Origin of the sequence: Streptomyces sp. MMCC 100 (genome assembly GCF_041538145.2) — a bacterium.
Classification (GTDB): domain Bacteria; phylum Actinomycetota; class Actinomycetes; order Streptomycetales; family Streptomycetaceae; genus Streptomyces.
Genome location: NZ_JBGORK020000001.1, coordinates 6705231 through 6724649 on the forward strand (window position 1 = coordinate 6705231; position 19419 = coordinate 6724649).

General features: G+C 72.1%; 20 protein-coding genes. 12 read left to right on the forward strand and 8 right to left on the reverse strand.

Translation table 11 applies throughout. The features are described 5' to 3' along the window. Nucleotides 1-6: 6 nt before the first annotated feature. Nucleotides 7-1065, reverse strand: coding sequence for an alpha/beta fold hydrolase (locus ABS735_RS30875; protein ID WP_373902556.1), 1059 nt, complete (start codon nucleotides 1063-1065; stop codon nucleotides 7-9). Nucleotides 1066-1291: 226 nt separating this feature from the next. On the opposite strand from ABS735_RS30875, the gene ABS735_RS30880 reads away from it, so the two are divergent. The 4 genes from ABS735_RS30880 to ABS735_RS30895 all read left to right on the forward strand — a co-directional run bounded on the left by ABS735_RS30880 (nucleotide 1292) and on the right by ABS735_RS30895 (nucleotide 3291). Beyond that, on the forward strand, nucleotides 1292-1513 hold the full coding sequence (locus ABS735_RS30880) for a hypothetical protein (RefSeq protein ID WP_373902557.1): 222 nt from the start codon (nucleotides 1292-1294) through the stop codon (nucleotides 1511-1513). Between the two features lie 267 nt (nucleotides 1514-1780). After that, nucleotides 1781-2422 carry a TetR/AcrR family transcriptional regulator gene (locus ABS735_RS30885; protein WP_042825084.1) on the forward strand — a complete coding sequence of 214 codons (642 nt, stop codon included), beginning with the start codon at nucleotides 1781-1783 and terminating at the stop codon, nucleotides 2420-2422. 127 nt (nucleotides 2423-2549) lie between these two features. Beyond that, nucleotides 2550-2777, forward strand: a complete 228-nt coding sequence (locus ABS735_RS30890; protein ID WP_212731125.1) for a DUF3107 domain-containing protein — start codon at nucleotides 2550-2552, stop codon at nucleotides 2775-2777. A gap of 244 nt (nucleotides 2778-3021) precedes the next feature. Further along, nucleotides 3022-3291: a hypothetical protein gene (locus tag ABS735_RS30895; RefSeq protein WP_373902558.1), complete on the forward strand. Its 270-nt coding sequence runs from the start codon at nucleotides 3022-3024 to the stop codon at nucleotides 3289-3291. 72 nt (nucleotides 3292-3363) lie between these two features. Here ABS735_RS30895 and ABS735_RS30900 read toward each other — a convergent pair whose 3' ends face one another. Beyond that, entirely contained in the window at nucleotides 3364-4137 is a 774-nt protein-coding gene (locus ABS735_RS30900) for a ferritin-like domain-containing protein (protein WP_373902559.1), read from the reverse strand. 493 nt (nucleotides 4138-4630) lie between these two features. Here ABS735_RS30900 and ABS735_RS30905 point away from each other — a divergent pair, with 493 nt between their 5' ends. Next, a complete protein-coding gene (locus tag ABS735_RS30905) occupies nucleotides 4631-7183 on the forward strand; it encodes a DEAD/DEAH box helicase (RefSeq protein ID WP_373902560.1) in 2553 nt (850 codons plus the stop codon). 116 nt (nucleotides 7184-7299) lie between these two features. Then, nucleotides 7300-8211: an alpha/beta fold hydrolase gene (locus tag ABS735_RS30910; RefSeq protein ID WP_373902562.1), complete on the forward strand. Its 912-nt coding sequence runs from the start codon at nucleotides 7300-7302 to the stop codon at nucleotides 8209-8211. On the opposite strand, the gene ABS735_RS30915 is transcribed toward ABS735_RS30910, so the two are convergent. After that, a complete protein-coding gene (locus ABS735_RS30915; protein ID WP_373902563.1) occupies nucleotides 8208-9104 on the reverse strand; it encodes an NYN domain-containing protein in 897 nt (298 codons plus the stop codon). The genes ABS735_RS30910 and ABS735_RS30915 overlap by 4 nt on opposite strands. A 262-nt stretch (nucleotides 9105-9366) precedes the next feature. Between ABS735_RS30915 and ABS735_RS30920 the strand changes: the two genes are divergently transcribed. Beyond that, nucleotides 9367-9519 carry a hypothetical protein gene (locus tag ABS735_RS30920; RefSeq protein WP_007444413.1) on the forward strand — a complete coding sequence of 51 codons (153 nt, stop codon included), beginning with the start codon at nucleotides 9367-9369 and terminating at the stop codon, nucleotides 9517-9519. Between the two features lie 75 nt (nucleotides 9520-9594). Here ABS735_RS30920 and ABS735_RS30925 read toward each other — a convergent pair whose 3' ends face one another. The 3 genes from ABS735_RS30925 to ABS735_RS30935 all read right to left on the reverse strand — a co-directional run bounded on the left by ABS735_RS30925 (nucleotide 9595) and on the right by ABS735_RS30935 (nucleotide 11942). Beyond that, the gene (locus tag ABS735_RS30925; protein WP_373902564.1) at nucleotides 9595-10200 is read right to left on the reverse strand and encodes a MarC family protein; all 606 of its coding nucleotides are present in this window, start codon (nucleotides 10198-10200) and stop codon (nucleotides 9595-9597) included. A 63-nt stretch (nucleotides 10201-10263) separates the two neighbouring features. Next, nucleotides 10264-11121 (reverse strand): PHP domain-containing protein, encoded by an 858-nt coding sequence (locus ABS735_RS30930; RefSeq protein ID WP_373902565.1) that lies wholly within the window; start codon nucleotides 11119-11121, stop codon nucleotides 10264-10266. A 170-nt stretch (nucleotides 11122-11291) separates the two neighbouring features. Beyond that, complete coding sequence (locus tag ABS735_RS30935; protein ID WP_373902566.1) at nucleotides 11292-11942, reverse strand: DUF6758 family protein; 651 nt, start codon at nucleotides 11940-11942, stop codon at nucleotides 11292-11294. A 217-nt stretch (nucleotides 11943-12159) separates the two neighbouring features. Here ABS735_RS30935 and ABS735_RS30940 point away from each other — a divergent pair, with 217 nt between their 5' ends. Beyond that, a complete protein-coding gene (locus ABS735_RS30940; RefSeq protein ID WP_373902567.1) occupies nucleotides 12160-13383 on the forward strand; it encodes an MFS transporter in 1224 nt (407 codons plus the stop codon). Between the two features lie 52 nt (nucleotides 13384-13435). Here the strand turns inward: ABS735_RS30940 and ABS735_RS30945 are convergent, their stop codons facing one another. Then, nucleotides 13436-14032, reverse strand: a complete 597-nt coding sequence (locus ABS735_RS30945; protein ID WP_373902568.1) for a suppressor of fused domain protein — start codon at nucleotides 14030-14032, stop codon at nucleotides 13436-13438. 556 nt (nucleotides 14033-14588) lie between these two features. On the opposite strand from ABS735_RS30945, the gene ABS735_RS30950 reads away from it, so the two are divergent. Together ABS735_RS30950 and ABS735_RS30955 are read left to right on the forward strand one after the other, a co-directional pair. Then, nucleotides 14589-15704, forward strand: a complete 1116-nt coding sequence (locus ABS735_RS30950; RefSeq protein ID WP_373902569.1) for a magnesium and cobalt transport protein CorA — start codon at nucleotides 14589-14591, stop codon at nucleotides 15702-15704. Nucleotides 15705-15737: 33 nt separating this feature from the next. Then, nucleotides 15738-16247, forward strand: coding sequence for a hypothetical protein (locus ABS735_RS30955; protein ID WP_373902570.1), 510 nt, complete (start codon nucleotides 15738-15740; stop codon nucleotides 16245-16247). A 227-nt stretch (nucleotides 16248-16474) separates the two neighbouring features. On the opposite strand, the gene ABS735_RS30960 is transcribed toward ABS735_RS30955, so the two are convergent. Then, nucleotides 16475-17212: a hypothetical protein gene (locus ABS735_RS30960; RefSeq protein WP_373902571.1), complete on the reverse strand. Its 738-nt coding sequence runs from the start codon at nucleotides 17210-17212 to the stop codon at nucleotides 16475-16477. Between the two features lie 283 nt (nucleotides 17213-17495). Between ABS735_RS30960 and ABS735_RS30965 the strand changes: the two genes are divergently transcribed. Both ABS735_RS30965 and ABS735_RS30970 read left to right on the forward strand, forming a co-directional pair. Continuing rightward, entirely contained in the window at nucleotides 17496-18797 is a 1302-nt protein-coding gene (locus ABS735_RS30965) for a magnesium transporter MgtE N-terminal domain-containing protein (RefSeq protein WP_373902572.1), read from the forward strand. Further along, nucleotides 18787-19386, forward strand: a complete 600-nt coding sequence (locus tag ABS735_RS30970; RefSeq protein WP_373902573.1) for a DUF1003 domain-containing protein — start codon at nucleotides 18787-18789, stop codon at nucleotides 19384-19386. The genes ABS735_RS30965 and ABS735_RS30970 overlap by 11 nt, the downstream gene beginning before the upstream one ends. Nucleotides 19387-19419: the final 33 nt, after the last annotated feature.

The following is a 19419-nucleotide window of genomic DNA, read 5'->3' on the forward strand; positions in this document are numbered from 1 at the left end:
CGCGCCTCAGCCTCCTGTGGTCTGGTTGGCGGGCTCGCCGTCGACGGCCCCGTCGGTCCTCTCGCCACCCGCCGGCTTCCCGGTGTCCGCCGTGTCCGCTCCGGCCACGCTGTCCGCGGTGTCCGCGAGGAGTTCACGGAACGCCGTGGCCACGGTCTCCGGATACTCCATCATCGCCACGTGTCCCGCGTCCGGCAGCGTCAGCAGCCGGGAGTCACGGAAGGCGCGGGCAGCCCGCTGGGCCATGCGGTAGCCGACGAGTTGGTCCCGTCCACCGTAGACCAGGAGCGTGGGTGCGAGAACCCGCTCGGCCTGTCGCCACAGTCCGTACTGGCCGCCCACCGTGTACGCGTTGACGAGTCCCCGGGCGGAACGCGCCATCGCGTCCCAGAAGTACGGCAGCCGCAGCCGCCGCTCCATCTCCTCCACCGCGTTGCGGAAGCCCTCCGGCGTCACCCGCCCCGGGTCTCCGTAGCAGAGCGCCGTCACGCCGCGGACCCGCTGCTCCGCGGTCCACTCCCGGGTGAGCCGGTTGAACAGCGGCACCACTCCCGGCAACGCCAGCAGCCCCGTCGGAACGGCGCTGCGCTGCACGCGGATCTCCGGCAGCGCGGGCGAGACGAGGGTCAGCGTCCGCACCAGGTCGGGCCGTGCCGCTGCGACGCGGGTCGCGACGGCGCCGCCGAGCGAGTTCGCGAAGAGGTGCACGGGGCCGCGCCCGGCCGCGGCGAGATAGCGGACGACCGCGCGCGCGTGGCCCGTGATCGAGTAGTCGCCGTCGTCCGGCGGCGGGGAGTCGCCGAAGCCGGGCAGGTCGAGGGCCTCGCTGTGGACGACGCCGTCCAGCAGCGGCATGAGCGCGGACCAGTTCTGCGAGGAGCCGCCGAGGCCGTGGACGTAGAGGGCGGGCGGCAGTCCCTCGCGGGCGGGCGGTCTCGACCGCACCGTCAGGGTGGTGCCGGGCAGGTGGACCGACCTGAGCCGCTCCCCGTCCGCGACCCTGACGGCCGCGACCTTCGGCAGCACGTTTGCGGGCGGCACGGACGGCGGCTCGGTCGAAGACATGCGGCAATGTTACGAGACGATCACGCAGTGGTTCATGTGTTCGCCGTCACAGGCGATGCCTCGACGGGACGCCGGCGGGTACGCATGCCGTCGGTGCGAGGGCCGCCGCGCAGGACCGGGCGCGGGCGACGCGTGGCGTCCGGATCGGGTGTCTCCTACGCTCGTGAAGTGGGCACCCGCGTGTGACCCCTGCACCCCAGGGACGTTCGTAGGAAGGGAGCCCAGCATGACCGTCGACCCGACCGACCCCGAGACCTTCGACGATGAGGCACCGGAAGCGGAGGAACGCGACGTGGAGGCACCCGACGCCGACGCGGCCGAGCAGCGGGCGGACATCGGGCAGGAGCGCGACGAACCGCTGACGGACGTCGAGCCGGACCGCGCCAACGAGGCCGACCTGGCCGAACAGGCCCGGGTCGTCTCGCACGACGAGGACGACTACCGCTGAGGCGAGGACCGAGTCGCGGCGGCTCGAGACGGCGGACGTCCGGCCCGCGAGGCGGCGCGGACGCGGCACCACGGGGCGGTGGAGATGCCCCGCCGGACAGGAGGGAGGCCGATCTTTGCCCGGCCTGGACCCTTTTGAAACCTGTTGTGCGGCTTTCGCCACCGTCCGGTCCGTGAAATTCTGCGCTCGCAGCACACACACCACGGTTACCGAAAAGTACGATGGCGACGCGGCGCACACCGCACGAGGACGACTATGGGAGGCGGCGTGACAGCCATCGAGCAGACAGAGGCGGTACGCCCGCGGGGCACACGCCTTCCCCGCCGAGCCCGACGCAACCAGCTGCTGGGCGCCGCACAGGAAGTGTTCGTGGCCCAGGGCTACCACGCGGCCGCGATGGACGACATCGCCGAGCGCGCCGGGGTCAGCAAGCCGGTGCTCTACCAGCACTTCCCCGGCAAGCTCGACCTCTACCTCGCCCTGCTGGACCAGCACTGCGAGGCACTGATCCAGTCCGTGCGCAGCGCGCTCGCGTCGACGTCCGACAACAAGCAGCGCGTCCGGGCGACGATGGACGCGTATTTCGCCTACGTCGAGGACGACGGCGGCGCCTTCCGCCTGGTGTTCGAGTCGGACCTGACCAACGAGCCCGCCGTGCGCGAGCGCGTGGACAAGGTCACCAACGAGTGCGCCGAGGCGATCTGCGACGTCATCGCCGAGGACACCGGTCTCTCGCGTGCGGAGTCGATGCTGCTCGCCTCCGGTCTGGGCGGTCTCGCGCAGGTGGTGGCGCGTTCCTGGCTGCACAGCGACCGCAGTGTCCCCCGCGACCAGGCGGTCCAGCTGCTGACCTCGCTGGCCTGGCGGGGCATCGCGGGCTTCCCGCTCCACGGCACCGACCAACACTGAGCCTGTTCCCGTCGGCTGTTCGCTCCTGGCGTTCTCCGACGCAGCGTGTACGTCCCCTCACCGGGCTAATGTGTGCTGGTACGGCGCGGAAGATCGCGCACTTACTGACCGTCGGAGGGACATAGCCGTGGAGGTCAAGATCGGCGTGCAGCACGCGCCCCGCGAGATCGTTCTGGAGAGCGGTCAGAGCGCCGAGGAGGTCGAGCGCGTGGTGAGCGAGGCACTGGCCGGCAAGTCGCAGCTGCTGAGCCTCGTGGACGAACACGGCCGCAAGGTCCTGGTGCCGGCCGACCGTCTCGCCTACGTCGAGATCGGTGAGCCGGCTCCGCGCAAGGTGGGCTTCGGCGCGCTGTAGTCGGCGACGCGGACGACGGACGAAGACGGGGTGGGGCCCGGCGGAGATCTCCGCCGGGCCCCACCCCGTCTTCCCGTTCGCGCCCCGCTCCCGTTCGCGCCCCGTTTCCGTTCCCGTCGCGTTCCCGCCCCCGTTCACGGACGGAGCACAGTTCACCCACAGGGGGAGGATTGTGTTCCGCAGGTCAGGGGTAAGTCGGCTGTGACCGTTTGGGGCAGGCCGGCCATGTGGGAGGGACCTCGACATGCTCTTGGAAGCGCTCAGCGCCGCAATCCTCGGCCTCGCCCTGGCATGGGCCGCCGCGCACCGTCTGCCCCACCGTCTGCCCTCCCGCCTCCTGGTCCTGCCGACCGGCATCGCCGGGGCCCTCTTCGGGGCGTTCGTCACGCACACCGCGCTGGGTGCCGGGGGGTTCGTACTGGTGCTGCTGGGTTCGGCGACGGTGTCCGCGGCCTCGCTGTCGCTGCTGCTGCGCCCCGCGGGAAGGCTCCGTCGCAGTTCGGCGACCGCCTGACGGCAGCCGCCGTACCGCACCGGGCCCGCGCCGCCGAGGAGCGGGCCGATCGAGGCCCCACGTCGGCGGAGGTCAGGCGGCCAGTCCCAGCGCCGCCATCCGCTTCGTGTGCGCCTCGGTGATCCGGGAGAACATCTTGCCGACCTCGGCCAGGTCGAAGCCGTCCGCGACCCCGCCCACGAGCATCGTCGACAGCGCGTCCCGGTCGGCCACCACCCGCTGGGACTGCGAGAGGGCCTCCCCCATCAGCCGCCGCGCCCACAGCGCGAGCCGCCCGCCCACACGCGGGTCGGCGTCGATCGCCGCGCGCACCTTCTCCACGGCGAAACCGGCGTGCCCGGTGTCGTCGAGCACGGCGAGGACCAGCTCGCGCGTGTCCGTGTCGAGGCGGGCGGCGACCTCGCGGTAGAAGTCGCTGGCGATGGAGTCGCCGACGTAGGCCTTGACGAGCCCCTCCAGCCAGTCCGAGGGGTCGGTCTGCTTGTGGAAGCCGTCGTAGGCGGCCACGAACGGCTCCATGGCCCCCGTCGGCTCCTCGCCGATCTCGGCCAGCCGGTCGCGCAGCCGCTCGAAGTGGTGGAACTCCGCGGACGCCATCTTCGCCAGCTCCGCCTTGTCCGCCAGTGTGGGCGCCAGCTTGGCGTCCTCCGCGAGCCGCTCGAAGGCCGCCAGCTCGCCGTACGCGAGCGCGCCGAGCAGGTCCACGACCGCGGCGCGGTACTGCGGGTCGGCCGCGGCCGACTCCCAGTCGCGGGCGGCGACCGGGGGGGCGCCGTCGGTACCTGCGGTTCCAGCGGTCTCGGTGGGTGCGTCTGCGGCGGTGCCAGGCTTGTCAGAGCTCGTCATGCAGCGCACAATAGTCCGCTCTTCGGCGGTGGTAAGGCCCTGGTCAGTCAGTGTGACGACGACTACGTGAGCAAATCGGCCATCGCGTGTGCGCGAATCCGGGGTATGGTGGTAATGCGCCTGCCGAGTATGTGACGTACGGGTACGTGACATCGTCGTCGGGCCGCACGCATGAGGATGCCCGGTCGGTGGCCCGATCGGCTCCGACCCGACAGCCCTCCCTGCCGTACGCCACACTGCGTACGGAATTCGGAGGGGGACCCTCAGTGGTACGAGCGCTGGAGCGTCGACAGAGGTCCCGTGTCCTACGGCTCACCCGTAAGGGCAGCCGACGTCCCCGACACGGTCCGGCACGACCCGCGCGCTCGCCTCGCACCACGCACACAGAAGAGGCAGCACCCTGACTACGACGTTTCGATCCCTCGGAATCCTCCCCGAGACCGCCGAAGCCCTCGAGGCCGTCGGCATCACCACTCCCTTCCCCATCCAGGAGATGACGCTCCCCGTGGCCCTGTCGGGCAAGGACGTCATCGGCCAGGCCAAGACCGGCACCGGCAAGACGCTGGGCTTCGGCCTCCCGCTCCTCGAGCGCGTGACCGTCCCCGCCGACGTCGAGTCGGGCCGCGCGGCGCCCGAGTCCCTGACCGACGCCCCGCAGGCCCTCGTCGTCGTCCCGACGCGCGAGCTGTGCCAGCAGGTCACCAACGACCTCCTGACCGCCGGCAAGGTCCGCAACGTGCGCGTCCTCGCGATCTACGGCGGCCGGGCGTACGAGCCGCAGGTGGAGGCCCTCAAGAAGGGCGTCGACGTGATCGTCGGCACCCCGGGCCGTCTGCTGGACCTCGCGGGCCAGAAGAAGCTGAGCCTGAAGCACATCAAGAGCCTGGTCCTCGACGAGGCCGACGAGATGCTCGACCTGGGCTTCCTGCCCGACGTCGAGAAGATCATCAACATGCTGCCGGCCAGGCGCCAGACGATGCTGTTCTCGGCCACCATGCCGGGCGCCGTCATCGGACTGGCCCGCCGCTACATGTCGCAGCCCACGCACATCTCCGCCACGTCGCCGGACGACGCGGGCGCGACGGTCGCCAACACCAAGCAGTTCATCTACCGCGCGCACAACATGGACAAGCCCGAGATGGTGGCGCGCATACTGCAGGCCGACGGCCGGGGACTGGCCATGGTCTTCTGCCGCACCAAGCGCACCGCGGCCGACCTGGCCGACCAGCTCAAGCAGCGCGGTTTCGCCTCCGGCGCGGTCCACGGCGACCTCGGCCAGGGCGCCCGCGAGCAGGCCCTACGCGCCTTCCGCAACGGCAAGGTGGACGTGCTCGTCTGCACCGACGTCGCCGCCCGCGGCATCGACGTCGAGGGCGTGACGCACGTCATCAACTACCAGTCGCCGGAAGAGGAGAAGACGTACCTGCACCGCATCGGCCGCACCGGCCGCGCGGGCGCCAAGGGTACGGCGATCACTCTGGTCGACTGGGACGACATCCCGCGCTGGCAGCTGATCAACAAGGCGCTGGACCTGGGCTTCAACGACCCGCCGGAGACGTACTCCACCTCCCCGCACTTCTACACCGACCTCGGTATCCCCGAGGGCACCAAGGGCGTCCTGCCGCGCTCGGAGCGCACCCGCGCCGGGCTCGACGCGGAGGAGCTCGAGGACCTGGGCGAGCCGGGCGGACGCGGTGGCCGCGGGCGCGGCGACCGGGGTGGCCGGGGCGCACGCGACGACTCGCGCTCCGGCGACCGCGACCGCGACCGTTCGTCCCGTACGACGCCGCGCCGCCGCCGTCGGATGCGCGGCGGTGCGCCGGTGGACGCGGAGGCCGCCGCGAGTCCCGCGGCCGAGGCCGTGACCGGCGGTGCGGACAGCGCCGCCGACGCCGGCACCGACACCGCCCAGGGGCCCCGCACGCTGCGCCGCCGTCGCCGTACGCGCAACGGGGAGCCGTCGCGCCGCCCGGAGACCGCCGCGGCGACCGACACCCCCGCGGCGCAGGCCGCCGAGGACACCGCGCTCGCGCCTTCCGAGGCCACGGTCGTCGACACGGCGGAGGCCACGGAGGCCGTGGAGGCCCCGGCGAAGCCGCGCCGCCGCCGCACCCGCAAGTCGGCGGAGACCCCGGCCGCCCCGCTGGAGACCGCACCGACGGCCACCGAGGAGTCGGTCGTGGAGGCCCCGACGGTCGTCGCGGCCCCGGCTGCCGAGGCTCCCGCCGAGAAGCCGCGCCGCCGCACCCGCAAGGCCACGGCCGCCGAGGCGGCGGTCGACACGGCCGAGGGAGCGACCGAGCCCGTGTCCGAGCCGGCCGAGACCAAGCCGCGCCGGCGGACCCGCAAGGCGGCCGAGCCCGCCGTGCAGGCTCCGGACGCCGAGACCGAGGCCGAGGCCGAGGCGAAGCCGCGCCGCACCCGGAAGACGACTGCCGCCAAGGCCGAAGCCGCCGCCGACACCGCCGAGGCCACGGAGGCCAAGCCCAAGGTCCGCCGGACCCGGAAGGCCGCCGAGCCGACCCCGGTCACCGAGGCCGCGGCCGACACGCCGGCGCAGGCTCCGGAGGCCGAGGCAGAGGCCAAGCCCCGCCGCACCCGCAAGGCGGCCACCGCCAAGGCCGAAGCCGCCGCCGACACCGCCGAGGGTGCGGAGGCCAAGCCCAAGGCCCGCCGCACCCGCAAGGCCGCCGAGCCCGCCGTACAGGCTCCGGAGGCCGAGGCAGAGGCGAAGCCGCGCCGCACCCGGAAGACGGCCGCCGCCAAGGCCGAAGCCGCCGCGGAAGCCGCCGCCGACACCGCCGAGGGCGCGGAGGCCAAGCCCAAGGTCCGCCGCACCCGGAAGACCGCTGCGGCCGCCGAGGCCGCCGCCGAGATTCCGGCTCAGGCCTCGCAGGAGCCGGAGGCCGCCCCGCGGCGTCGGACCCGTAAGGCCGCGGCTGCCGTCGAGGCGCCCGCCGACACGGCGGAGGCGAAGCCGAAGGCCCGCCGCACCCGCAAGGCGGCCACGGCCGCCACGCAGCCCGCGGAGGCCGGCGAGAGCTGATCCGCGCCGCTCACCCCGACCGTCGGCCCGGTCCCGCGACCCACGCGGGACCGGGCCGACGGCGTTGCCGCACCCGTGCCGTCCGCCCGGCGGCCTCTGCCCGATAACCTCTGCCCGTGAGCAGGAACGCCGCCTTCAGCCCGCCCCCGGACGCACGCGCGTACCGGCTGCGTACCGCGCGCGGTGAGTTCGCCGTCGTCGACTCGCCCGTGGCCGACGGTGTCGCGCCGAAGGGCGTGGTGGTGATGCTGCCCGGGTTCACGGGGAGCAAGGAGGACTTCACGCTGCTGCACCGGCCGCTCGGTGCGCGCGGTTACCGCACGGTCGCCGTGGACGGACGGGGGCAGTACGAGTCGGACGGGCCCGAGCACGACGAGGCCGCGTACGCCCGGCCCGAGCTGGCCCGGGACGTGCTGGCGCAGGTCGCCGCCCTCGGGACGCGCGTGCATCTCGTCGGGCACTCCCTGGGCGGCCAGATCGCGCGGGCCGCCGTCCTGCTCGACCACGCCCCGTTCCTGTCCCTCACGCTGATGTCCTCGGGCCCGGCGCGGATCTCCGAGTCCCAGCGGCAGCGGGTGAAGCTGCTGCGGGACGCGCTGGACACGATGACGATGGCGGAGGTCTGGAAGGTGATGCAGGCCATGGGACCGCCGGAGGAGGCCGGCGCCCCGGCCCCCGCCCACGGCCCGGAGGAACCGGCCCGGCTGCGCGACCGCTGGCTGGGCACCAGGCCGGCGCAACTGCTCGCCACGGGACGCCAGTTGTGCACCGAGCCCGACCGTGTCGCCGAGCTGGCCGCCCTGCCGCTGCCCTACCACGTGCTGTCGGGCTCCTACGACGACACCTGGCCCGTGCCCCTCCTGGACGAGATGGCCGTACGGCTGGACGCGCGCCGGACGGTCGTCGCGGGCGCCGAGCACTCCCCCAACACCGACCAGCCTCTGCCGACCGCCCGCGCCCTCGCCGACTTCTGGGACGACCACCCCGCGCCGCCCGGCCGCACCGCCCCTGAGACGGGTCCGGCCTAGTACTGCGCCCGCAGGTGCTCCCAGAAGCCGTCCCGCAGCGCCCTTCTCAGGTCGGCCTGGCCGCGCAGCGAGTACTGGAGCAGCCCCTCGGCCTCCACCAGCAGGTCCTGGTCCACGGAGCCGGGGAGGTAGGGGTGGCCGGGGAGGAGTTCCAGCAGTGCGTCGCGTCCCCGCGCCGCCAGCCACTTCGCCGCGATCTGCGCGCCCACGAAGCGGACGTCCTCGCGGGCGGGGCGCAGGGCGACCGTCCCCTCGACGGAGTGGGTCGTGCGCCGGGAGACGTACGGCTTGAAGAAGTCGAGGTCTAGGGTGCGCTGACTGTCGACCTCCCAGAGCAGCGGGTCGGCCTGGTTGCGGCCCTCGGGCGCCTCGATGCCCCACAGGTGGACGCGGGCGCCGTACCCCTGGGCGGCCTCGACCGCCGACACCAGGTCCTCGTCGCCGCCGAGCAGGGCGGCGTCGCTGATGGCGCGGTGCCGGGCGAGGGACTCCAGGTCGGAGCGGATGAGGGAGTCGACGCCCTTCTGCTGGTTGTTCGCGTTGAGATTGCCCAGGCGGACCTTCACGTCCGGCAGCTCGGCGATGGACTGCTGCTCGGCGGTGTGGATGCGGCGGCGGGCGCCGTCGTACCAGTACACGCGCAGCAGGCGGCTGTCCGCGAAGATGGTGCGGGCCTTGTCGATGAGCGCCTCGATCAGCCCCTCGGCGTCCAGGTCGAAGGCCCGGCGGTCCTCGGTCCCGGCCACCAGCCGCCCCGCCGCCGCGTACAGGTAGCCGGCGTCGACGAAGATCGCGTGGGTCGAGGGGGTCTTGGCCACCTCGGCGAGCATGCGCTGGAGCAGCTCGTTCGTGCGATCGATGCGAGCGTTCAGGGGCGCGAGGTCGTCGTTCATCGCCTCCATTGTCCCGGCCGTCACGCTACGAACACAACCGGTCCCGGTCAGTCTTGTATCAGACACCTATCGGCCGGGCCACCTCCCTCACCTCGTAACAAGAGACTTACTTGTCAGTAATTAGTCGTGCGAAAAATTTCCTTAGCGTAGGGAATGTTTGCAGACAGCATCTCGTTGAGCACTACGGAAGCCCGGGCACCGACGACCCAGGAGCCACACCAGTAGTTCTCCGCAGGAGGATGACCAGATCAAGGGAGAGGCCATGCGCTTTGAAGTCATGCGACTCGACGACGTCGACGGGACCCCCGTGGACACGACTGTCGTGGACGCCGCCTCCGTGAACCGCATCGTTCAGCAGGCCGCCGCCATCGGGCAGCGCCTGTGGATCCGCCCCGCCGACACCTCGGCCTTGTAGCGCGGACCCTTCGCACATGTGCAGGGCCCCCGTACGGAACACCGTACGGGGGCCCTGTCTTGTGCCGGCCCGCGCTCACGCGCCCTGGATCACCTGCGTGACGCCGTTGATGATCTGCTGCACGGCGATCGCGGAGAGCATCATTCCGGCGAGGCGGGTCACCAGGACCACGCCGCCGTCCTTGATGACCCGGATGATCAGCAGCGAGTACCGCATCACCAGCCACAGCACCACGTGGATGGCGAGGATCGCGCCCCACACCGAGACCTGGGTGGTCACGCTGTCCGCCTTCTGCACGGCCAGGATGACCGACACGATCGCCCCGGGCCCGGCGAGCAGCGGCATGCCCAGCGGTACGAGTGCGACGTTGACGTCCTTGGTCTGCTTCGGCTCGTCCGTCTTGCCGGTGAGCAGGTCGAGGGCGATCAGCAGGAGCAGCAGCCCGCCCGCGATCATCAGGGCGGGCACGGACACGTGCAGGTAGTCCAGGATCTGGTGCCCGAGCAGGCCGAACACCGTGATCACGCCACCGGCGACGCAGACGGCCTGGAAGGCCATCCGTCGCTGCACCTTGGCAGGGCGCCCGGCGGTCAGCGCGAGGAAGATCGGGGTGATCCCGGGGGGATCCATGATGACAAAAAGGGTCAGGAAGAGGGAACCGAAGACGGCGACGTCGAACATGGGTGTGCTACTGGCCTTGCGGAAGAGGGGGAAGAGTGGAAGAAGGTCGCGCGGGAGTGAGGCTCAGGCCCCGCCGGCCCCCGGCACGGGGAACGCCCCGAACGCCCGTCGCGTGATCTCCCCGTACACCTCGGGGTCGGTCGTGTACTCGCCGAGCACACAGGTCTTCCGGCTGCCGTGGTAGTCGCTCGAGCCGGTCACCAGGAGCCCCAGCTCCTTCGCCGTCCCGCGCAGCCGGGCCCGCGTCGGCGCGTCGTGGTCCATGTGGTCGACCTCGATGCCGTCGAGCCCGGCGGCCGCCAGGTCGGCGATCGCGGCCTCGGACACCGTACGGCCCCGCTTGGCGGCGGCCGGGTGCGCGAACACGGCGACGCCGCCCGCGCCCTTGATCAGCCGGAGCGCCTCGAAGGGGTCGGTCTCGTGCTTCTCCACGTGGGCCCGGCCGCCGTCGGCCAGCCAGTCCTGGGTGAAGGCGTCGTTCACGGTCGGGACGACGCCCAGTTCCACGAGGGCGGAGGCCACGTGCGGCCGCCCGACCGAGCCGTGACCGGCGATCCTGGCGACCTGCTCCCAGGTGACGGGGACGCCGAGTTCGTTGAGCTTGGCCACCATGGCGCGGGCCCGCGGCACCCGGTCGTCCCGGACCAGCTCGCGCTCGGCGAGCAGGGCGGGCTCCTCGGGGTCGAAGAGGTAGGCCAGCATGTGCATGCTGACGCCGTCGAGGCGGCAGGAGAGCTCGGCGCCGGTGACGAGGGTGAGCCCCTCGGGCAGCGCGGCGACGGCCTCGGCGTGGCCCCGGGTGGTGTCGTGGTCGGTCAGCGCGACGACGTCGAGACCGGTCGCGGCGGCCTTGCGCACGAGCTGGGCCGGGGAGTCCGTGCCGTCGGACGCGGTGGAGTGGGTGTGCAGATCGATGCGCACGACGCTGACTCCAGGCGGTGACGGGACGGAAGGGGACGCTCAAGGATAACCGGAACCGGACCCCTCGCCGTCACACCCGCAGCGCCCCTGCACCCCCTACGCACCCTGCCCGTAACACCACTCACCCCCTGAGCGCCCTGCCCGCCCGCCCCCACCGGCCCCACGGAGGCCTACGGCACCGTCGGGTCGATCAGCCGCGGCGACAGCGCCCCGCACGGCACCAGGTCCACCTCGGCGCCCGCGTCCCGCAGGTCGGTCAGCACCAGTTCCTCGTACATCAGCAGCCCCGACCGCTCGGGCCACACGACGGCCCACAGCCACATGCCGAGGGCCTCCCCGGCGAAGACGGCGCGGTCGACGGGGCCGCCGGAGACGTGCCAGAGGGGGGTGGGCCGACCCGCGGCCAGGACCTTGGCCTGGGGCGGCTTCTCGACGTCCATGTACGGCCCGGGGTCCGGAGCGTCCAGGCCCGCGTACCGCGCGCCGAGGCCGACGCCGAGCTCCTCGGCGACCAGGATCAGCTCACCGATGCCGCCGAGCGGGCCGGGTCCGGAACAGGCGACGGCGGTCGCCCTGCCCCCGCTGCGGTCGTCGCCCGCGCAGGCCACGCCGGTGAACAGCCAGCCGACCGGCAGCGGCCAGGGCATCCACACCGGCACCTGCGTGTGGTGCACCACGACGCCGAGCGCCTCGACACTGGGCGGGAGTACGGGCTGCAGCGGGTGGACGGTGCCGTGCAGGTCGCACTGCCAGGAATCGGCGAAGAGGCCGGGAGCCCTGACCCGGCCACCACACTTCGGGCAACTGGGTTCGCCCCTCATAGAGCCCCACGGTCCTACCCTCGCCCGCCCACGTCAAGGACGATCACCCGTCCGGAGGGAAGGCCCCGCCCGGCCCGACCCCCGGGCCGACCCGCGGCCCGGCCCCCGGCCCGACCCGCACCCAACTAGGTGCATGTTGCATTAATTAGCACAGCTAACTTACTATGTGTATACGCCAACTATTTGGCACCCATCTCGTCGGCATTGGAGAGCAAGCATGGATCCCTTCGACGCGGGTGCGGGCGGCATCCTGCGGCAGCCCAAGGCCGTGTGGGCGACCGCGGGCGCGTCCGTCGTGGCCTTCATGGGCATCGGGCTCGTGGACCCGATCCTCCCGTCCATCGCCAAGGGCCTGGACGCGAGCGCCGGTCAGGTCTCCCTCCTGTTCACCTCGTACTTCCTCATCACCGCCCTGGCCATGCTGGTCACCGGCTTCGTCTCCAGCCGCATCGGCGGCCGCAAGACCCTGCTGCTGGGCCTCGCCTTCGTCGTGGTCTTCGCGGGCCTGGCCGGCACCTCCGACACCGTCGGCCAGCTCGTCGGCTACCGGGCCGGCTGGGGCCTGGGCAACGCGCTGTTCGTCTCGACGGCCCTCGCGGTGATCGTCGGCGCGGCGGCCGGTGGGAGCGCCGCCGCGATCCTGCTCTACGAGTCCGCCCTCGGCCTCGGCATGGCCTGTGGTCCGCTGCTGGGAGCGCTGCTCGGCGACGCCAGCTGGCGCTACCCGTTCTTCGGCACGGCCTTCCTGATGGCGATCGGCTTCCTGTGCATCTCGGTGTTCCTGAAGGAACAGCCGAAGCCGGCCCGCAAGACCTCGCTGCTCGACCCGATCAGGGCGCTGGGCCACGGCGGCCTCGCCTCCGCCGCGGTCTCGGCGTTCTTCTACAACTACACGTTCTTCACCGTGCTGGCCTTCACCCCCTTCGTGCTGAACATGACGCCCTACAAGTCAGGTGCCGTGTTCTTCGCCTGGGGCGTGCTGCTCGCCGTCTTCTCCGTGCTGGTGGCGCCGCGCATGCAGAAGCGCTTCGGCTCGCTCAAGGTGCTCGGCGGCTCGCTGGTGCTGCTCGCGGCCGACGTCCTGGTCCTCGGCTACGGCAACCACACCGCCGCGATCGTCTGCACGATCCTGTCCGGCGCGTTCATCGGCGTGAACAACACCGTCTACACCGAGCTGGCCCTCGGGGTCTCGGACGCCCCGCGTCCGGTGGCGAGCGCGGGCTACAACTTCGTGCGCTGGTTCGCCGCGGCGGCCGCGCCCTACTTCGCGCCGAAGATCGAGGAGTGGACCGACATCCACATCCCGTTCGTGGTGGCGGCGGTGACCGCCGTGCTCGGCGCGGTCGTGGTCGTCGTACGGCGTCGCGCGCTCACGCACGACGCGGAGGAGCTGGAGCCGAAGCACGCGACCGAGGACTCGGTCACGGTCTTCGCCAACTGACGGGCTTCACCAACCGACCAGACGCACCGGTGAGTTACGTCACTGCGGTACGTCAGTCCAGGGGAACGGACCTGCGGGACGGATCGCGCAGGTCCGTTCCGTGGTTCAGCCAGCGTTCCTGGAGGGCGGGGGCGCCGTGCACGCGCTTCCACGCGGCCTCGTTCGGCGTCATCGGCAGCAGCGGCAGGAACCGCACCGGGTCCAGCGGGGCGTCCAGCTCCAGGTCCTCGACCAGGCCGCCCGGCTCGGCGACCAGGACCGAGGTGAACGGGGCCCCGGGCCACAGCGGCTCACCGACGTCGAGAGACGCGCCCGGCGCCACGATCACCCCTTCGACCTGCGGGGACGCGGCCAGTACGGCGAGCGGGCGCAGCACCTTGTCGGTGTCGGCCACCCCGGCCCGCACGGAGAGCACCAGCTCCGCGCGGGGGCCCTTGACCGGATCGGCGAGCGCGGCCGTGGGGTCCGCCATGGGCTGGGCCGACATGCCGAGGGTGGCGTAGCGGACGACGTCGCCCTCCTGGCCGGCGGCGGGGAAACGCAGCACCTCGATGCGGTCGGTGCCGAGGAAGGTGACCGCCGCGCGCGCGTCCGGCTCGCCCAGCGCGCTGTGCAACCGGGCCTCGACCAGAGGAAGAACATCAGCCATGCGGCGAGCATAGAACTCGTCGTGCAGAGGCAAAGCGGCGCCTTGACACGTCGGGTGACTGGTACTCTGACCCAGCGGTTCGGGGCAGCACGCAGAGCGTCGCGATCAAGTCCCCGACGCTGTGAAATCTCCCCTACGGGGAACCCCTCTAAACAAGGGGAATGGATCGTCCCTCACGAGGGACCGGCCGGAGGAGGTGGGGCTGGCATGGACCGAAGTCGACCGTGCAGTACCACCCGCTCTTCCGGCCGCTGACCGAGCCGTTCCGGTTCTTCCCGCTGCCGCTTTCCGTTCGCGCGCCTTCACACGGAAGAGCACTTCGTCCCGTTTTGCCTGATCTTTTGCCTGATCCGATCCGTCGATGCGATCACCGCCGATCCGTGTCGACCGCGTCGATCCGTGTCAGCAGCTGAATCAGCAGCGAAGTCGGCCATCGCGACGGTGCGGTGCCCCCCGCTTTGTGGACGCGCCGAGCACGCGTAGTCAGGACGTCCTCATTCCGGGCGGTTCCACCCGTCACCGGCCTCATTCGCTGCCCGCCGCGAAGGAGCCTGCCATGTCGATGATCCGTGACCTGCGCGCCGTGGTCCGTCCGTCCCGCGTCTCCCTGCGCAAGGACGGCGGCGCCTACGACACCACCCGTGACCCGGCGACCGCCTCCGCCGTCGTCGACTGCGCCGTCTACCGCGACGGCACACGCGTCGAGACCGACGTGCCGCTGACCCCGCACACGGCGATGCGCCAGGTGCGCCGCGACGGCGGCTTCGTGTGGATCGGCCTGCACGAGCCCACCGAGGACGAGTTCGCCGGTATCGCCCGGGAGTTCGGGCTGCACCCACTGGCCGTGGAGGACGCGGTCCAGGCCCACCAGCGGCCCAAGCTGGAGCGCTACGACGACTCCCTGTTCACGGTCTTCAAGACCGTCCACTACGTCGACCACGACCAGCTCACCGCCAACAGCGAGGTCGTCGAGACCGGCGAGGTCATGTGCTTCACGGGGCGGGACTTCTTCATCACCGTCCGGCACGGCGGGCAGGGCTCGCTGCGCGCCCTGCGGTGCCGGCTCCAGGAGGACCCCGAGCTGCTGCTCAAGGGCCCCTCGGCGGTGCTGCACGCCATCGCCGACCACGTCGTCGACGGCTACATCGCGGTCGCCGACGCGGTGCAGGACGACATCGACGAGGTCGAGACGGAGGTGTTCTCGCCGGGCCGCAAGGGCAGCCCGCGCGGCACGGACGCCGGCCGGATCTACCAACTCAAGCGCGAGGTACTGGAGTTCAAGCGGGCGGTGGCGCCGCTGCTGCGCCCGATGCAGTTGCTCAGCGAGCGGCCGATGCGGCTGGTCGACCCGGAGATCCAGAAGTACTTCCGCGACGTCGCCGACCACGTGGCCCGGGTGCAGGAGCAGGTCATCGGCTTCGACGAACTGCTGAACTCCATCCTCCAGGCCAACCTCGCCCAGGCGTCCGTCGCGCAGAACGAGGACATGCGCAAGATCACCTCCTGGGCCGCGATCATCGCCGTGCCGACGATGGTGTGCGGGGTGTACGGCATGAACTTCGACTACATGCCGGAGACGCACTGGAAGTTCGGCTATCCGCTGGTCCTGTCGATCACGGTCGGCATCTGTCTGGGCATCCACCGCACGCTCAAGCGCAACGGCTGGCTCTGAAGCCGGCCGGGGGCCGCTGGATAGGCTGACCGCATGACAAGCGAGCTGCTCGAGAAGGCCCTCGTCGAGGAGGCCACGAAGAAGTCCGGCCTCATCTGGGTCAAGGGCCCCGGGGTGCCCGCACGGGCGCTGTGGCACGTCTGGCACGAGGGCGCCGCCTGCGTCGTCGGCGACGGGCCGGGCGAGCAGCCGCTGCCCGGGCTGGCCGACGGGGCCGCGGCCGAGGTGACGGTGCGCAGCAAGGACAAGGGCGGCCGGCTGGTCTCCTGGGCCGCGCGGGTCGTGGAGCTGCCGTCCGGTTCCGAGGCGTGGCAGGCGGCGGTCGGCGACCTCAAGGGCAAGCGGCTGAACGCCCCGGACGGCGAGGCGATGACCGACCGCTGGGCCCGCGAGTGCCGGGTGCTGCGCCTGGAGCCGACGGGGGCCACGGCGCCGCTGCCCGACGCCTCGCTGGCCGAGGCACCGCTGCCCAGCCCGGCGACGACCCGGCAGCCGGTGCCGGCGGGGCTGCCCCGGCTGCTGTTCAAACGGCGCCGGCGCTAGGGGGTGTCGTTCGGATCAGGGCGGCTCCAGGCGACAGTGCCCTGTTGCCGACCCGAGCGGGGCGATGGGGGCCCCTCCCGCGCGAGCGAAGCCGAGCGTGGGGGAGCGTGCAGCTGCAAGACGGAGGAGGGCGACAGGGCGGAGCCCTGGCAACCGACGACAACGCCGCAGATGTGCGTGCCGGGCGCCGCGACACCGGCAAGATCCGAACGACACCCCTGGCGGGGTCAGGACGACGGCAGCTGCTTGCCGTAGTCCAGGGTGTCGTCCTTCGCCGGCTGCTCCAGCGTGAAGTCCTTGTTCCAGTCCGAGAAGCCGATCGTGCCCGCGCTGCCCGCCCGCACCAGTCGCAGCGGGTAGGGCCTGCCCTCCAGCGAGACGTCCAGCGAGCCGCCCGCGCCGTCGTCGCCGGTGATCCGGATGGTGCGCACGCCCGCCTGCTTGTGGCGGCCGTCGGTCTTCACCGTGCCGTGCAGGGTCAGCAGACCGTCGAGGAGGACGTCCTTGTCCGTGAAGCCGCTGAACTTCTTGTACACGGGGTCGCTCTGCGGCACCTTCACGTACTTGCCGGCGAGCTTGTCGGCCGCCTTGGCGTCGCCGTCGTCGTGGCTCCAGAACCCGGCGTCGGCCTTGAGGAAGAGCTGCTCACCGACGCGCAGGAGTCCGAACGTGGTCCCCTCCGCGGCGACCGACCCGGTCCCTCCGTCGGCCTTCAGCCGCATGTCGAGGGTGTACGTGTGGCCGCCGGCGGCCACCGTGCCGTGCAGACGTACCGTGTCGGCGGCCTCGGCGGCCGTACTGGCCTTGGCGTGGATCTTGTCGGCGGGGAGCTTCCCGAGGCCGTTGGTGCCCGCGTCGGGGTCCTCGCTGCTGCATCCCGTCAGCCCGGCTCCCGTCACGGCCAGGGCGCACACCGCACCCAGCCAGGCGGCCCTGCGGATTCGGCGCCGGGGAGTCACAGACACAGGTGGGACTGCCTTTCTGACAGGGCTGACACGAGGCCGACGGGCGTCGGCGGCGAGCCGACCGGGCCAGGGCGCAGCGTACCGGGGCCGTACGCGGCGAACGGAGCCAGTCCGTCCGGACCGGCCGCCAGGGCGAGGCCGATCGGGACGGGCTAGCCTGAAGCGCGTCCGGGCGGGCAATTCGGAAAAGAGACACCGTACGAATCAGCTCTCACGCACGCTCACTCGACTCGCAGGCACTCTCGCTCGGTTCCGCGAAGTGTGAGGAAAGGAGGCCGCGGCCATGGCAGCGGGCGCCCCCCGGATCTTCGTCTCCCACCTCTCCGGCATCGCCGTGTTCGACCCGACCGGTGACCAGGTGGGGCGTGTCCGCGATCTGGTCGTCATGCTCCGCGTCGGCCGCAAACCCCCGCGTGTCCTCGGGCTGGTCGTCGAACTCACCACCCGTCGCCGCATCTTCCTGCCCATGACCCGGGTCACCGGCATCGAGTCCGGCCAGGTGATCACCACCGGCGTCCTCAACGTCCGGCGTTTCGAGCAGCGGCCCACCGAGCGCCTCGTCTTCGGCGAGCTGCTCGACCGGCGGGTCACGCTCACCGAGACGGGCGAGGAGGTCACGGTGCTGGACCTGTCGGTGCAGCAGCTGCCCGCCCGCCGGGACTGGGAGATCGACAAGGTCTTCGTCCGCAAGGGCAGGAAGGGCGGTGCCTTCCGGCGCAACAAGGGCGAGACACTCACCGTCGAGTGGTCCGGCGTCACCGGCTTCTCCGTCGAGGAGCAGGGCCAGGGCGCCGAGAACCTGCTGGCCACCTTCGAGCAGCTGCGCCCCGCCGACCTCGCCAACGTCCTGCACCACCTGTCCGCCAAGCGCCGCGCCGAGGTCGCCGCCGCCCTCGACGACGACCGCCTGGCCGACGTGCTGGAGGAGCTGCCGGAGGACGACCAGATCGAGATCCTCGGCAAGCTCAAGGAGGAGCGCGCCGCGGACGTGCTGGAGGCGATGGACCCTGACGACGCGGCCGACCTGCTCGGCGAGCTGCCCGAGGCGGACAAGGAGCGGCTGCTGAGCCTGATGCAGCCCGACGACGCGGCCGACATGCGGCGCCTGATGGCGTACGAGGAGCACACGGCCGGCGGTCTGATGACGACCGAGCCGATCGTGCTGCGGCCCGACGCGACCGTCGCCGACGCCCTGGCCCGCATCCGCAACCCCGACCTGTCCCCGGCGCACGCCGCCCAGGTCTACGTCTGCCGCCCGCCCGAGGAGACCCCGACCGGCAAGTACCTGGGCACCGTCCACTTCCAGCGCCTGCTGCGGGACCCGCCGTACACGCTGGTCGGCTCGATCCTCGACGACGATCTCCAGCCCCTGGAGCCGGACGCCGCGCTGCCCGTGGTCGCCGGGTTCTTCGCCGCGTACGACATGGTCGCGGCGCCCGTCGTCGACGACTCCGGGGCGCTGCTCGGCGCGGTCACCGTCGACGACGTACTGGACCACATGCTGCCCGACGACTGGCGGGAGACCGAGTACCACCTGGACGACACGGCCGGGACGACGGGGGAGGTGGGCGCCGGTGGTGCCTGAGCGCGAGACGACGGCCCGTGAGCGCGCCGCCTCGGGAGCGACCGCGTCCTCCCGTGCCCGGACCCGCCTCGACCAGCCCCGCCCGCCGCGCCGCCGGCTGCTGCCCGAGTGGGACCCGGAGTCCTTCGGGCGGCTGTCCGAGCGCGTCGCGCGATTCCTGGGCACCGGGCGGTTCATCGTCTGGATGACGGTCGTCATCATCCTGTGGGTGCTGTGGAACGTCGCGGCGCCGAGCGCCCTGCGGTTCGACGAGTACCCGTTCATCTTCCTGACCCTGGCGCTGTCCCTGCAGGCCTCCTACGCGGCCCCGCTGATCCTGCTCGCGCAGAACCGGCAGGACGACCGGGACCGGGTCAATCTGGAGCAGGACCGCAAGCAGAACGAGCGGTCGATCGCCGACACCGAGTACCTGACCCGCGAGATCGCCGCCCTGCGCATCGGCCTCGGCGAGGTCGCGACGCGGGACTGGATCCGCTCCGAGCTGCAGGACCTGGTCAGGGACCTGGAGGACCGGCAGAACGGCCACCACCCCGACCGCGGGGTATTCCCGGCGGATCGGTCCGCGGGGCGTGACGTACACGACCGTTGACGGGGCTTTCCGCGCCCGGTGGGCGGCGCCGTA

What these genes read in the sequence shown, in the direction of transcription:
- ABS735_RS30875 (WP_373902556.1), bottom strand. Translation starts at nt 1,065, where the DNA reads ATGTCTTCGACCGAGCCGCCGTCCGTGCCGCCCGCAAACGTGCTGCCG.
- ABS735_RS30880 (WP_373902557.1), top strand. Translation starts at nt 1,292, where the DNA reads ATGACCGTCGACCCGACCGACCCCGAGACCTTCGACGATGAGGCACCG.
- ABS735_RS30895 (WP_373902558.1), top strand. Translation starts at nt 3,022, where the DNA reads ATGCTCTTGGAAGCGCTCAGCGCCGCAATCCTCGGCCTCGCCCTGGCA.
- ABS735_RS30900 (WP_373902559.1), bottom strand. Translation starts at nt 4,137, where the DNA reads ATGACGAGCTCTGACAAGCCTGGCACCGCCGCAGACGCACCCACCGAG.
- ABS735_RS30905 (WP_373902560.1), top strand. Translation starts at nt 4,631, where the DNA reads ATGACGCTCCCCGTGGCCCTGTCGGGCAAGGACGTCATCGGCCAGGCC.
- ABS735_RS30915 (WP_373902563.1), bottom strand. Translation starts at nt 9,104, where the DNA reads ATGAACGACGACCTCGCGCCCCTGAACGCTCGCATCGATCGCACGAAC.
- ABS735_RS30920 (WP_007444413.1), top strand. Translation starts at nt 9,367, where the DNA reads ATGCGCTTTGAAGTCATGCGACTCGACGACGTCGACGGGACCCCCGTG.
- ABS735_RS30925 (WP_373902564.1), bottom strand. Translation starts at nt 10,200, where the DNA reads ATGTTCGACGTCGCCGTCTTCGGTTCCCTCTTCCTGACCCTTTTTGTC.
- ABS735_RS30935 (WP_373902566.1), bottom strand. Translation starts at nt 11,942, where the DNA reads ATGAGGGGCGAACCCAGTTGCCCGAAGTGTGGTGGCCGGGTCAGGGCT.
- ABS735_RS30940 (WP_373902567.1), top strand. Translation starts at nt 12,160, where the DNA reads ATGGATCCCTTCGACGCGGGTGCGGGCGGCATCCTGCGGCAGCCCAAG.
- ABS735_RS30945 (WP_373902568.1), bottom strand. Translation starts at nt 14,032, where the DNA reads ATGGCTGATGTTCTTCCTCTGGTCGAGGCCCGGTTGCACAGCGCGCTG.
- ABS735_RS30950 (WP_373902569.1), top strand. Translation starts at nt 14,589, where the DNA reads ATGTCGATGATCCGTGACCTGCGCGCCGTGGTCCGTCCGTCCCGCGTC.
- ABS735_RS30955 (WP_373902570.1), top strand. Translation starts at nt 15,738, where the DNA reads ATGACAAGCGAGCTGCTCGAGAAGGCCCTCGTCGAGGAGGCCACGAAG.
- ABS735_RS30965 (WP_373902572.1), top strand. Translation starts at nt 17,496, where the DNA reads ATGGCAGCGGGCGCCCCCCGGATCTTCGTCTCCCACCTCTCCGGCATC.